At 28.5% G+C, this 15077-nt stretch carries 13 protein-coding genes; 9 read left to right on the plus strand and 4 right to left on the minus strand.

Annotation, left to right across the window (positions count from 1 at the left end):
• Positions 1–104: 104 nt before the first annotated feature.
• On the plus strand, positions 105–854 hold the full coding sequence (locus ACTG44_RS17790) for an ABC transporter ATP-binding protein (RefSeq protein ID WP_479919491.1): 750 nt from the start codon (positions 105–107) through the stop codon (positions 852–854).
• A 12-nt stretch (positions 855–866) separates the two neighbouring features.
• A complete protein-coding gene (locus tag ACTG44_RS17795; RefSeq protein ID WP_479920964.1) occupies positions 867–2894 on the plus strand; it encodes an FtsX-like permease family protein in 2028 nt (675 codons plus the stop codon).
• Positions 2895–3137: 243 nt separating this feature from the next.
• On the opposite strand, the gene ACTG44_RS17800 is transcribed toward ACTG44_RS17795, so the two are convergent.
• A complete protein-coding gene (locus ACTG44_RS17800; protein ID WP_479920965.1) occupies positions 3138–3368 on the minus strand; it encodes a hypothetical protein in 231 nt (76 codons plus the stop codon).
• Between the two features lie 85 nt (positions 3369–3453).
• Between ACTG44_RS17800 and ACTG44_RS17805 the strand changes: the two genes are divergently transcribed.
• Together ACTG44_RS17805 and ACTG44_RS17810 are read left to right on the plus strand one after the other, a co-directional pair.
• A complete protein-coding gene (locus ACTG44_RS17805) occupies positions 3454–4635 on the plus strand; it encodes a sensor histidine kinase (RefSeq protein WP_479920966.1) in 1182 nt (393 codons plus the stop codon).
• Entirely contained in the window at positions 4607–5227 is a 621-nt protein-coding gene (locus tag ACTG44_RS17810; RefSeq protein WP_479920967.1) for a response regulator transcription factor, read from the plus strand. The genes ACTG44_RS17805 and ACTG44_RS17810 overlap by 29 nt, the downstream gene beginning before the upstream one ends.
• A 129-nt stretch (positions 5228–5356) precedes the next feature.
• Here ACTG44_RS17810 and ACTG44_RS17815 read toward each other — a convergent pair whose 3' ends face one another.
• Positions 5357–6268, minus strand: a complete 912-nt coding sequence (locus ACTG44_RS17815) for a conserved phage C-terminal domain-containing protein (RefSeq protein ID WP_479920968.1) — start codon at positions 6266–6268, stop codon at positions 5357–5359.
• Positions 6269–6844: 576 nt separating this feature from the next.
• Between ACTG44_RS17815 and ACTG44_RS17820 the strand changes: the two genes are divergently transcribed.
• The 5 genes from ACTG44_RS17820 (at position 6845) to ACTG44_RS17840 (ending at position 13472) form a co-directional block, all read left to right on the plus strand.
• Positions 6845–7765, plus strand: a complete 921-nt coding sequence (locus ACTG44_RS17820; RefSeq protein WP_479920969.1) for an AraC family transcriptional regulator — start codon at positions 6845–6847, stop codon at positions 7763–7765.
• Between the two features lie 85 nt (positions 7766–7850).
• A complete protein-coding gene (locus ACTG44_RS17825; RefSeq protein ID WP_479920970.1) occupies positions 7851–10271 on the plus strand; it encodes an excinuclease ABC subunit UvrA in 2421 nt (806 codons plus the stop codon).
• On the plus strand, positions 10271–11293 hold the full coding sequence (locus tag ACTG44_RS17830; protein WP_479920971.1) for a serine hydrolase domain-containing protein: 1023 nt from the start codon (positions 10271–10273) through the stop codon (positions 11291–11293). Before ACTG44_RS17825 ends, ACTG44_RS17830 begins: the two co-directional genes overlap by 1 nt.
• A 96-nt stretch (positions 11294–11389) precedes the next feature.
• A complete protein-coding gene (locus ACTG44_RS17835) occupies positions 11390–12136 on the plus strand; it encodes a MerR family transcriptional regulator (RefSeq protein ID WP_479920972.1) in 747 nt (248 codons plus the stop codon).
• 85 nt (positions 12137–12221) lie between these two features.
• Positions 12222–13472 carry an MFS transporter gene (locus tag ACTG44_RS17840; protein WP_479920973.1) on the plus strand — a complete coding sequence of 417 codons (1251 nt, stop codon included), beginning with the start codon at positions 12222–12224 and terminating at the stop codon, positions 13470–13472.
• A 361-nt stretch (positions 13473–13833) separates the two neighbouring features.
• Here the strand turns inward: ACTG44_RS17840 and ACTG44_RS17845 are convergent, their stop codons facing one another.
• Both ACTG44_RS17845 and ACTG44_RS17850 read right to left on the minus strand, forming a co-directional pair.
• Positions 13834–14484, minus strand: coding sequence for a YidC/Oxa1 family membrane protein insertase (locus ACTG44_RS17845; RefSeq protein WP_021386143.1), 651 nt, complete (start codon positions 14482–14484; stop codon positions 13834–13836).
• Positions 14485–14538: 54 nt separating this feature from the next.
• On the minus strand, positions 14539–14769 hold the full coding sequence (locus tag ACTG44_RS17850) for a hypothetical protein (protein WP_044213970.1): 231 nt from the start codon (positions 14767–14769) through the stop codon (positions 14539–14541).
• Positions 14770–15077 lie beyond the last annotated feature (308 nt).

Here is a 15077-nt window from a genome sequence, read left to right on the forward strand (position 1 = left end):
ATAATATTATTAATTTGCCTAAAATTATTGCGTGATTTACTCATGAACGAACAATAAAGTTAATATATAATTTGACTGTATTAAGATGAAAGGAGATATATACTATGAATACCATATTAAAAGTAAATGACATAACTAAAATTTATACTAAAGGTCAACAACCGAGTTTAGATAATGTGTCCTTTAATGTATCAGAAGGAGAATTTATAGGAATAATGGGGGCTTCTGGTTCTGGAAAAACAACTCTTCTTAACGTATTATCTACAATTGATAAACCAACAAGTGGGGATGTTTTCATAAACAATGTAAACTTAAAATCACTTAATGATACTAGTTCTGCTGATTTTCGTAAAAATAATTTAGGCTTTATCTTTCAAGAATATTTTTTACTGGACAGTCTCACAATTTTTGAAAATATTTCAGTACCTCTTACTCTAAAAAAACTACCTCCAGATAAAATAGAAAATCTAGTAAGAAGTCTATCCGAACGATTTGGCATAACTGCTCAATTAAACAAATATCCAAATGAATTATCTGGTGGTCAAAGGCAAAGAGCTTCAGCAGTTAGAGCAATAGTTAAACAACCTAGTATCCTGTTTGCAGACGAGCCAACAGGAGCTTTAGATTCCAATTCAGCTACTCAACTACTCTACTCACTACAAGAAGCAAATGAGGAATTGAATACAACAATTTTAATGGTGACTCATGATGCTTATGCAGCTAGTTTTGCAAATCGAATTTTGATTTTTAAAGATGGTTGTATTATTAAAGAACTACACAAACAACAAAACGATAGACATACATTTTACGAATTGATTATTAAAGAAATTACAAAATTGGATACTAAAAGATAGGAGGATAATTTAATGAACATTTTTTATATGGCAATAAAAAACCTTAAAAAGAACTTTTCATTCTATTCTCTATATATGCTTTCAGTCTCTTTTGTCATCACTGTATTTTTTGCATTTACTTCATTTTCGGTTAATAAGGTAATGCTAGAAAAGATTTCAACTGATGGTAGAGTTGAGTCTATGTGCAATGTTATCTCTATATTTTTAATGGCTTTTGTTATCTTCTATATGGCATATTCAAATCGTTTTTTCTTGAGACGTCGTACAAAAGAGCTGAGTATATATGCTTTTCTTGGATATCGCAAGTTTGCAATCCTATCACTACTTACTTTTGAGAATATATTAATTTGTAGTGGAGCTTTTATTGTAGGATTGGTATTAGGAGCATTGGCTCATAAGGGTATTGTCTTTGGAATTACTACTCTGCTCAATTTATCAATTGACAATTCACAAATACCATTTTTTAATATAAGTGCAATAGGTAAAACAACACTCTTTATAGTATTCGTTGTTTTAGTAATATCTATATCAAATGCTAAGTTTCTTTTTAGGACTTCACTTATAAAATTAGTAAGGTATGAAAAAAGTGCAGAAAAAAAGTTGAAGTGCAGAAAAATCCCAGCTTTTATGGGCTTTATTATGATTTTAAGTGGCTATTGTCTGGCATTAGATATTCTTCGTGGAACTAAGTCGGTATGGATACGTATAGGATTTTATCAAATAGGATTGGTAACTATGATTCTTATTGTAATTGGTACAACTCTCTTTATCAGTGCCTTTCTTCCATACATTATGCAACAGAGCAAAAAAAATAGACAAGCTTTCTACACAGATATGAAGATAATAACTATTCCAAACTTTATCTATCGTATACGCTCAAATTCTAAGACTCTAATTATGCTTACATTACTATCTGCTTCTACTTTAACAGTTTCAAGTGTTATGGCACTTTCTTTATACTATCCTATTGCATCAATTTCACGTATTGCACCTTCAGAGATAGAATTTAGGGTAGAAAGAAATGAACAGGTTGAAGATGTAAAACAAATTGTAAGTCGATATACTTCTGATACAGACGATGTTATTTTTACACAGACAGATATTTATAAAGTAACATCTTCAGCAAAAGACCTTCCTCTTGAATATGGGATTGGTACATCTAAAAATGAGCTATCTAATAATAGTTCATCTAAAGGAGTTATCTCAAGAAAAGCAGGATTTGAGTGTATATCTTTTTCGGACTATTGTACATTATTAGAAGCACAAGGTAGAACCAAACTGCTAAAGCAACTTACACCTTTAAATGATAATGAATGTATTTTGATGAAGTATCAACCAAATAATGATGGAAGTATTGAAAATGGAATGATTTACCCACTACTCATCAATGGTAAAGAAACACCTATAACTGTAAGAGAAACATCATTAAACAATACCATTTCTTTTGGTAATAGTGTTGGAACACTTATTGTTAGTGATAATATATATAAAGAAATAGAACAAAATAAATTGCCAGTAACAAGTATTTTGAGTATCAATGGTAAATCAATTAAAAACAATGAAAAATTATATGGTGATATTTCAGATTATCTAAATAAAAGCCCTTATTTACAAGGACATTCTCACAGGATTAATGATTTACTATCAATTAATAGCTCTACATTCCTACTAATAGGATTTCTCGTTATTTTATTCTTTATTGCTGTTGGAAGTATATTATACTTTAACAATATAACAGCAATTTTAGATTCAAAGTCTGATTATGAGATTTTACAAAAAATGGGCTACACTGATATACAAATTAAAAAAATTATTAAAAAACAGGTATTACCATTTTTTAATATTCCGTTTTTACTTGGGATGTTGGATTGTGCATTTGCTACTTTGGTCTATAAAACTGCTTTGATGCAAAATTTACTTGGAACCTCATTCTCACAATATATACCTGTAATTATTGCGGTTTTCTCAACTGCTATAGTATATTTAATATATTACATACTTACTACTAAATCCTGTTGTAAAATCGTATTAAAAAAATGATATTTTTCAAATCGTCATACTTAAATGTGTGGCGATTTGGTATACTTTATTTATTTATAAATATTTGATATAATACAAAACTATAAATTCATAGGTTTAATGTAGTCATAAACTTGATATAGTACAATACTATAAATTCATAAGGAGGTGTATAAGATTGCCAAACTTTAATTTAAAAACATTATTTTTAGGAAACTACATCCTATCACTCCTCTTTATGGGAATCTCTACAAGTATTGAAACTTATATGAATATACAAAGCATTATCCCCTTAATGATTTCAACATTATTGCTTATAGATATTACATATATAACTTCTTGTAATGTCAGAGAAAATAACATTATTTCACTATTTTGTGGGTTATTAGCACTAGATAGTTGGTATTTACTCTTGTCATTTGTAGCCACACCAATAGGTACTATTATTTTTAAAATATTAAACACAATTATAGCGTATGTTTCTATTAAGTTCATATTTTTATTTTTATTTCAAGGTAGTGGATACAAATTTCGTAAGATAACAGATATTTTGTTAATTATTACCTGTATTACTGCAATTATGGGAGCATTTATATCTGACAAAATGTATGCTTGTATGTATGGAATACAGTTTGTTGTAAGTATAATAAGCTTTTTCTATATTATTTTTTATCATTGGAAAAGAGTCACTTTTGTTATAAGAAGTGAAAAAAGACCTATACTGATTTCTGTATTTATAACAATTATAGGATTCCTTATTTATTATTTTTTCACACTAAAAATATCAAATCATATTGGTAATTTTGGAATCTATCTAACTGTATTGATATTTTCTATGAGTATTCATGGTATTGTACTTAAAGAAAATGATAGTTTTCCTATTTCAACAGTTTTTAACTTAAAACAAAGGTCTATTTTTCTTTTTACGAGTATTATAGTTATTAGTTTGGTAGTACTGCTTAGTAGTGGTAATTTTTCTATAATATTAATCGCTATAAATGTTTTATTTATGCTGATTTTCCTTTGTAACATTATTTTAGAATTTAATTTAAAGCATGAAAAAAATCAAATTCCTAGAAATAGTAAGTATACTTTTGCATTAGAGAGATTACAACAAGAGGAACAACTAAAAACAGATTTTTCTAATTTTTTACATGACGATGTGTTACAAGATTTGCTTTCAATAAAAAATATGACTAGTAAGTCATATCGTCCAGAAGTACAAGATATTATATATGAAACACTTAACAACTTAAATACACGTATAAGAAAGCAGATGCAGGACTATCATCCTGTAATCTTAAAAAATCTGACAATAAAAGAAAATTATCAGAATTTGATTGAAAGTATTTCTTCATCATTTCCACAAAGAAATATCCTGGTTGCCTTTAAGTGTTCTGATACTCTATTCTTGGTTGAGCCATATGATATATTGATGTACCGTCTAATTAAAGAATTATTGACCAATGTATATAAACACTCAAATGGTAGCCACGCATGGATAACTTTATCACTAGAAAAAGATATAATAAAATTATCTGTTGGTGATAATGGTGTGACAAATACATCCTTTAAAACTAATTTAGATACACCTAAAATGCCTTTAGATACAACAAAACATAAGGGCATTATCTCAATTAAAGAACAAGTAAAAAATCTAGGAGGAACAATAAATATTTCTGATAATATACCTCACGGAATTTGTGTACAAATTACAATTCCTATGAAAGGAGATGGTTCATATAAATATTTTGTTAGTTGATGACCACATGCTTTTTGCTAAAAGCTTGTCCATTGCATTAGAAGAATATGAAGAAATCGAACAATTTTATTCCACACAAGATGTTCATAATTTATCAGAAATAATTATAAATAAAAAAATAGATATTGTGTTAATGGATATAAATCTTAGAGACTTAAGTGAATGTGATGGCTTAGAGGTAGCTTATAATTTATTAGAAACTAACCCTACTATTAAAATAATCATGTTGACTGGATATGACCTACCAGTTTATAAATATAAAGCTAAAAAAATAGGTATCTGTGGATTCCTTAATAAAAATATCAGTCCAGATAGTTTAATTGATTCATTATTAAAAGTCTATCAAGGTCTAACTTGTTTCCCATCTGAAAATAATGAACTAATTATTGAAGATTTGACAAGTATGGAGAAAAAAATATTACAACTTATCTGTAGTGGAAAAAAAAGAAAAGTGATTGCTGATGAATTATACATAAGTGAAAGAACATTATCAAATCATTTACAACACATATATGACAAATTAGATGTTTCTTCATCAGTTGAGGCTATTACAAAAGCAATTCAAATGGGCTATATTTCTCCAGTATATTAAAAAAAATAGTGTGCTTTTCTCATTAAAAAAATGCACACTATTTTTTAATATACCGTTTATTTTTATATACTCATATTTTAAGCAACTAAAAAACAAACTAACCTCTTAATAAATATCTCTATATAACTCCTAATACATATCATCATATCCATCCCCATAATTACAGGGTTTTAAGGAACTTTCTTCACTTAAATACGACTCAAAATTACAACTAAACAAAATTGCTGGTTCTATATACATTTCCATAGGTGTATATCTCCATCTTTTTACCTTTGCCTCTATAACCTTATAAAAATCATCTAAACTATACCCTTCTTTTAATCTTTCATCTATAATGTCCTTAGTTATACCTGAATCAACTTTAAAATTTTTTCCTGATTCATTGTTTAATTTTTTTATAATAACTTCATGAATAGTTTCTAAAACTCCACAAGTCGATTCTTCATTTGATTCTTCAAGGGTATTTTTTTTAAAATTCTTTTTATTTAAATTGTTTTTTAATAACTCTTTTTTCTTTGTCTCATTTTCTGTTTCACACCCTGTATCAATTACCCACTCATAATCTTTGTCTATACTATATTCATCTATACAGCCGTATGTGCTGGTATTATTGGTTTTGAACAACTCATCTCTATGCTTATGTTTCATTGTTTTTTGATTATTGTTAATAGTTCCGTTAATATATTTCTCTATATTTGTGAAAATATCACTATTTTTTCCTACAACCCCTGTATTACTATCTTCAGAACATACATAACTATACACAGAACAACAATTTCCCTTTACTCCTCTACTTATTAATCTCAATATACCTAAATCTATAAATTCATTTATAAGTCTACTTATTGTAGATATAGATACATCAAGGTCAGATGCAGCTTTTCTTACTGTAATCATAAATTGCCCTCTTGGCAAAGTTCCTTTTAATCTTTGTATATTTTCTTTTCTCATTATATAATGATTAAATCTGATTCTATTTACATCACTTCGTTCATTAAAATACAATACCGCTGAATTTAATTGATAAAAGCCATTACTCATATTCCCACTCCTCCAATTTGAATAAATATTTGTTTGTAAAATTTTTTAGATTTCTAAATAACTTATTAAATTATTATTTTTATTAAAAAGAATTCTTTGATATTTTTATTTTAAACTTTTAATCATATTAAGTTAATGGTGCAGATTTAACTTTTTTATTTAAACAATAAGTGTAATATTATTTTTAATATAAAGATTTTATTAAACTTATCATATAATTTTTTAATATTATTTTATCTTCTCTATATTTTTCTGCTATGTACTAAACTCTAATTCATATCTTAACTTGTTTATATTATGATTTATTTAAATTATGGTTTATTCATATAATAATTTGTCACTGCCATAAACTATATATTTATATAAATACGCAATCAAAAATAAATCACTATGCTATACTAATTATTATGAAGATTATACTGATAGCTACAAAAACAACTATAAGGAGCTTTATACTTTTTATTAAACACAAGAAAAATGTATAACACCTTATTCATTATAAATTACAAATACCTAAAATTTTATGTATTATCAATTAGTTAATATACATATTTTACACAATGAGGAGGAATAGTTATGACAAACTCTAAAAGTAGAACAGAATATCTAAATCGTATTTGCAAAGTACAAGACTATATAGAAGAACATTTGCATGAACCTCTTTCTCTTGATGAACTTTCCAACATAGCAGGGTTTTCAAAGTTTCATTTTCATAGAATTTTCAAAGCCATAGAAAAAGAAACTTTGTCTCAGTATGTAAATAGGCTAAAATTAGAAAACGCAACTTCTTTTCTTATTCACCGCCCTGATATGACAATTACTGATATTGCACATTACTTTGGCTTTACTGATTCTGCTGTTTTTTCTAGAGCATTTAAAAATTATTATAAAATAAGCCCTATAAAATATAGAAATAATTATAGCAAGAATTGCAAAGAACCATATAAAATTTCTCAGTACAATAGAAGCATATCAAAACCTAAATGTAAGAATATTAGAGAGGTTAAGGGTGAAATTGAAATTCTAGAACTTGGTAATATGAACACCATTTACACTAGATATACTGGTTCATATGGTAATCTAACCAGTACTTTCCCAAAACTTTTAGAAAAGCTATTCATATATGCAAGTGAGCAGAATTTAATTGGACTTGAAAATACAAAAATATTAGCCATCTATCATGATAATCCACAATTTACACAGGAGCACCAATTAAGGACTAGTATTTGTATGACAATTCCAGACAACAAAGTTGTCAAAGAAAATGATAATCTTGGCAATATGATAATACCTTCTGGAAAGTATCTTGTGGGACATTTCGATATTTCAAAATACGAATATAGTGATGCGTGGGATTTTATGTATAGAGAATGGCTATCAAATGGCAATTACAAGCTACGTGCATCCTTTCCTTTTGAAGTATATCTTAATAACCCAAATAATCACCCTCAAAATAGGCACTTAGTCGATATATATTTGCCGATAGAACCTTTTTAAATAACCTCGTATAAATTATTCTTGTATTAAGGGTTCATAATCCCTATTTTATGGTTTGATAAGATTGATAAAATGAGGTGAACCAATGAAAGAAATAAAAATTAATGGAGCTAAGATACACAATCTTAAAAATATAGATGTTTCTATCCCAAAAGACAAACTTGTTGTTGCAACAGGTGTCAGTGGCTCAGGTAAATCCAGCCTTATGTTTGACATTGTATTTGAGGAGGGGCGTAAACAATATCTGCAATCTTTAGGTATACTTTCAGGTATTGATAAGGAAGATAAATTTGATAATATTCAAGGCCTAGCTCCTACTATAGCTGTTCAACAAAATATTATTCGTCAAAGTAATCCTCGTTCAACAGTAGGTACAAGAACCAATATACTTAATATGCTTACACTATTGTACTCAGCAGAGGGACAGATAATGTGTACAATGTGTAATACTCCTTTAGGCACCAATCTAGTTTGCAATAATTGCGGTCATGAAGAAGAACGATTGAGACCAAGTTATTTCTCATACAACTCTTCAGATGGAATGTGTATGAAATGTTCTGGACATGGAGCATACTTTGAGATTAATATTGAAAAGTTAGTCTTTGATAAACACGATACCCTAAAACAAGTCTTGGATAGAGCAAAAATTACACCAGGATATTTGAGAGTATTCTCTAAAAAATTCAACGATTATTTAGAGATACAATTCTTACAATTACCTGAAGAAATAAAAAATGAAGTACTCTATGGTCACTATGAAAATGGCAAAAAAAGTTCCTCTTTATCAAAGCTATTTCACAACCGTTACAAAAGGGGTGAGGATTTGAATGGAGTTTACACTATGACTGCTTGTTCTGAGTGTCAAGGCTTTAAGATTGGTGAAGAAGCACGTGGAGTTCTCTTAAATGGAAAACATATTGGTGAACTTGGAAAAATGACTATTTTAGAAATTGATGAGTTCCTTAAAATCTTATTAGGTCAAGGGAATTTAAATACATTTGGTACAAACCTTGTAAATGATATTTTATCCAAAACAAGACATCTAATAGAATCACGATTAGGTCATTTATCCTTATACAGAGAAATGTCAACTTTGAGTGGTGGAGAAATTCAAAGACTATTTTTAAATTCACATCTTGATTCAGAGATGGATTCATTAATTTATGTACTTGATGAGCCAACTGCTGGATTACATGAATCAGAAAAAATAGACATCTTAAAATCAATAAAAAAACTTAAAGACTTAGGAAATACAGTTATAGTCGTTGAACATGATAGAAATACAATTGAAATGGCAGAACATATTATTGATATTGGTCCAAAGGCTGGTATTGAAGGTGGACAACTAATTTATCAAGGAGATTTAAATGGTCTACTTAAATCAGACAAATCAATCACTGGACAATATTTATCAGGAAAATGCTCAATGCCTAACAGAGCAACCTCTAGAAATATTGATAGTATTGATAAAATGCCTTGTATAACTGTTCAAAATGCAAATACAAACAACCTTAAAAATGTAACAGTGTCAATGCCTTTGGGTTCTATGGTTGGAATATCTGGTAAATCAGGTAGTGGAAAGAGTTCACTTATATCAGACACCCTACTCCCTCTTCTTAGAAGTCACTTTAATAACCATACTATCAATAGTCAATCAAGTGTCCTAGAGAGTGAAATAAGTGATGAAGATGATTATGCAGTTGTTGAGACTATAGCAGATAGATTAATAGGCACTAAGTATATTTCTGGATATTCAGAAATATCTCAATCTCCTATTGGCAAAAATATGAATTCAACTCCTGCTTCTTATATTGGTATATGGGATAAGATACGTACAGTATTTGCAAATCAGTCAGAATCAATAAATAGAGGATTTACAGCTGGTCATTTTTCATTTAATTCTAAAGGAGCTTGCTCTAAATGTAGTGGTAGTGGATATGAAAAAGTCTGGCTTGGTAATAACTTAAGCATCGACCATATATGCAGTGAATGTCATGGAAAGAGGTTTAATGATGAGTCTTTATCCATTAAATATAAAAATAAAAATATTCATGATGTTTTAAATATGAGTGTCTCTGAAGCTGTAAATTTCTTTGAAGATATGCCAAATATTGTTTCACACTTAAAGGTACTGGAACAAATAGGTATGGGATATATAAAATTGGGTCAACCCACACCTACTTTAAGTGGAGGTGAATCTCAAAGAGTCAAACTCGCAAAAGAAATTGGTAAAAAACGAAATGGTAATATCCTTTATGTATTGGATGAGCCAACTACTGGTCTAAGTCTATATGATACTGCCAAACTAATTCAACTGTTGGATGAGTTAGTAGCAAATGGAAACTCTGTAATTGTTGTTGAACATGATATAGATGTTTTAAATGTTTGCGACTGGATTGTTGAACTTGGTCCAGAAGGTGGTGATAAAGGAGGCTATATAATTGCAGAAGGCTCCCCTAAAACTCTAAAAGAAAATCCAAACTCTATAACAGGAAGGTACCTATAATGAATAAAAATAGTTGCTTAGATTTGACATTTGAAAGTATAGAACCCTCAAATGTTGGTATGAGTTCAAAAAAACTTTCACAACTTGAACCTCTAATAATCTCTCAGTACAACAATATAAATGGAATAATTATCGCAAGAAAAGGAAATATCGTATTTGAAAAATATTATAATGGTTATAATATTGATGATACTTTTCATGTTGCATCAGTTACAAAAAGTGTTATATCAGCTTTAATAGGTATCGCAATAGACAAAGGATATATAAAAGATGTTGACCAAAAAGTTGTTGATTTTTTTCCTGAATATACTTGTAGTCCTACTGAAATATGTAAAAAGGCAGTAACTATACGTCATCTACTTACAATGACTGCACCATACCCTTTTAAAAATAATACTGAGTCATTAGAGAGATTTTGTAAACAGAAAGATTGGATAAAATATGCCTTAAATCAACTTGGTCAAAAAGGTGATATTGGTACTTTCAAATACTCTTCAGCTGGAACGCATCTACTTTCAGCTATTATCACAAAGACTACAGGAAAATCTGCTCGTGAATTTGCTAATGAATACTTATTTAAACCTATTGGTATGAAAGAGATACCAGATTATGATATGAACGGCTTTGGCTTTGAAGATTTATTTGGAAAAAATCTTAAGGGTTGGGCAAAAGATAGACAAGGTAATTCTACAGGTGGATGGGGACTTATGTTGAGCGCTAGAGATATGTTACGATTTGGTTTTCTATATTTAAATAAAGGTATTTGGAATAATAAAAGTATTATATCTAAATCATGGATTGAAGAGTCTGTCAAAATGAATACCAATGAGTATGGTTACCTATGGTGGCTATGTGAAAAAGATGGAGTTTTATGGTATTCAGCAATGGGAGCTGGAGGAAATGCTATCTGTTGTATTCCACAATATGACTTAGTGATAGCCATCCCATCTAAGATAGTTTTTAAACCTCGTGACAGATGGGATTTTATTCAAAAGCACATACTTACATCTATGATAGATTAACTATATCACAAATAGCGAAACCCTCCACTATAACACCAGACTTTGGTTTAGTGATATTATGATTGATACTATATACATAAAAGGAGATGAATACTAATGGAGACTTACACAACATCAGAGGTAGCAGAATTAATTGGTGTACATCCTAATACTGTGCGTTTATATGAGGAACTCAACTTAATACCTAGACCCAAGCGTAATACAAATGGTTATCGTATCTTTAATGATTTTCATATAGAACAATTTAGATTTGCTCGTACAGCCTTAAAAATTGAAGTTCTACAAAGAGGATTGAGAAAAAATGCTCTTGAGATTATTAAAACATCAGCAAATAGAGATTTTGACAAGGCTATTTGTCTTGTAAATCACTACTTGCAACAATTAGAAATAGAAAAATCTAATGCTGAAGAAGCACTCACTATTGTCACTCAGATTTTAAATGGAAATTCTCAGGAAACAAATAAACTATTTTTAACTAGAAAAGAAACTGCAGAATACTTAAATGTTACAATAGATACTCTAAGAAACTGGGAAATGAATGGTTTGCTAAAAGTAAAAAGAAAACAGAATGGTTATCGTGTATATACTGATGAAGATATAAAGAGACTTAAAATTATCAGTTCACTTCGTTTAGCAAACTATTCTCTTTCAGCTATTTTACGAATGTTAAATGCTTTGTCTTGTAATCCTGATACTAATATCAAAGTTGTCATTGACACTCCAAAAGATGACGATGAAATTATTTCAGTATGTGACAAATTGATAACTTCGTTAAAAGAAGCTGAGCATAATGCAAAAACTATGAAGTCCCATCTTCAAATTATGAAAAAACAATTTTCTTAACCCTACACTCTAACTCCAGACTTTGATTTGTGTGTTATCCTTAAGAACGAGAAAAATTCAACACACAAATCAAAGGAGGAATAGAATGGAAAACAAAAATACTCACTCTACATGGAAGAAAAAAGTAATCACATTTCTAGCAAGTCAATATATTTCTTTATTTGGCTCATCACTTGTACAGATGGCTCTAATATGGTATGTCACACTTCAAACATCATCAGGTATATGGGTAACAGTTCTAACTGTATGTTCCTTTATACCTCAAATGATAATTTCTTTTTTTGCTGGTGTATGGGCAGACTACTACAATAGAAAAGTACTCATAATTGTATCAGATGCAATAATTGCCATCTCTACATTAGTTCTAATCATATTTATGATGTCATCAACTGGAACAAAAAATGAATTGATAGCCATAGCAATAGTATCTGTTATACGTTCTCTAGGAAGTGGTGTGCAGACACCTGCTGTAAATGCAATGATTCCTCAACTTGTACCAGAAGAACACTTAATGCGTTTTAATGGCATAAATGGTAGTCTACAATCTATAGTACAATTTATAGTTCCTATTGTAGCTGCAGCAATACTTAGCTTTGGTAACCAAATAAATCAAGTTCTTTTAATCGATGTATTCACTGCAATTATTGCTATTGTATTGTTGATATTTATCAAGATTCCTAAGCATAACATACCAAAACAAGTTGAAAAAGCATCATTTTTTACGGATATGGTGTCAGGAATAAAGTACTGCTTTTCAGATAAATTCATTAGAAAGATACTTTTTAGTTATGGAGCTTTTATGTTTCTTTGTGTTCCATCAGGATTCCTTATAGGACTGTTGATTGAACGTACATTTGGTAGAGGTTATATCTATCTGTCCATTATTGAAATGATTGGATTTTTGGGTATGGTTTTAGGTGGATTGATTATAGGAATATTTGGTGGCTTTAAAAACAGAAACAAGACTTTTTTCTTAGCAATATTATCTTATGCTGTTTTTTCAATTATTTTAGGTTTTGTAACACAGGCATGGCAATTTTTTATATTTATGTTTTTTACCAATTTTTCAATTCCAATTATTCAAGCATCAGCTATGACTATGTTACAAGAACATGTAGAACCACAAATGCAAGGTCGAGTGCTTGGTTTACCTATTATTATATATACTGGCTTCATACCTCTTGGTATGATGATTTTCGGACCAATGGCAGATATAATATCTATTAATAATTTAATCATAATAGCAGGTATTATACTCTTATTTTTTGCCTTTTCTATTCCCTACTCAAAACAGTTTTATAAGCAAGGGATATTTAAGTCAAAAGAATCTAAATAATATATACTAAAATGAATCATACTATACAATGCTCAACTAAAATTATATACTGCCTTAATAATAAGTATCTTAGCCATTTCACGTGAAACTCTACATGCTGAGAATTCATTTTAAATATAAAATCATGATATCTAATTATTTTAAATCTATATGACTGTTTTTTAATATTGTAAGTGATTTAACTTCATCATCAGCAGTTATGTAAATCTATCTTCTTTTTTATAGATTTTATTTTAATCTATATCAATTTATTTATTTTGCAACTATTTTTAATAGTATTATTATAGTATTATTGATAAAAATAGCCTGCTAACTATATCTCATGTTAGCAGGCTAAAATATTTCTAGAATAATAAATATATTACTTTATTACTATTCTATTTTTTCGATTAAAATATATTCTAAAACAAATATCTTCAATTAATGAATAAATTGCACTTGTTATAAAGTACAGACCTATAGCTACTGGAGTTCTAACAGTCAATATAAGACTCATTATAGTAGTCACTATAGCCATTTGCTTGTTAAACTTTACTTGAGAATTCACCTTAAAATACGGTATATAATTCACCAAATTTGAAGCTAACATAATTAATGTATATATACAAGGCAGTATAAATAAGTTATCAAACGTACCTAAATTAGCAATCCATGGAATTATAATTGTTGTAAATTCCTTTGTCATATCTAGACATACATGATATAACGCATATACTACTGGCATTTGCACCAAAATTATAAGGCATCCAAGCATACTCTTCATGCTTTCTACAGAATTTACTTGTATTTGCTTTTCCAATTCTTTAGTATCATTCTTATACTTTTCTTTTATATGTTCCATTTTTTCTGCTAATTCTTGCTGTTTTTTTACAGAAAACCTTTGTTTTAATGATAGTGGCATTAGTACTAACTTAACTATTAAAGTTATAAGTATAATAGAAATTCCAAAATCTCCTGTAAAGTTAAATAATATACTTAGTAATCCTTGTAATATACTTGAAATGAAATCCATTTTATTCTCTCCTTTTATTTTTAGTTTTTAGGATTATAACAGATTCATTTCAAATTAAAATAAACTACAATACCTCCAAATATCATACTTTTGAAAAACGATATACTGTTTAGGCAATCTTTCTTCAGAATATGTAATTCTATTTACAAATATGTTTCTTATTAAAACATATGTAATTCTATGATTTAAGAGGTCTTTACAAAAATAAATTATACTACCAACGATAGATATCAATAATGTCATATAAATTAGTATATATATCATACTATCCATATCTAATTTCACTACATCACCTCTTCAGTATTTATATTTAGCTTTAAATAATTTCAGTGTTCATACTTGGTTTTAAATAATTATAGTATATAAATTTCCTAATGTAAATATACAAATTGTCATATTTATCATATTTTATTCGAAATATTTATAAGTATCCAACCTTTTCATATATAACATTTACTGAACCTCCCATGACTAAAGTCATAAGTATACGTAGATATTTTTTAAGCAAAATCCTTTAAAATATTCTTTTTAATATCTAAACAAAACAATATTGAATTTTTATATTGGATTCTTACATATAGTCATTAATACAA

This window comes from Clostridioides sp. LIBA-2809 (assembly GCF_056688965.1).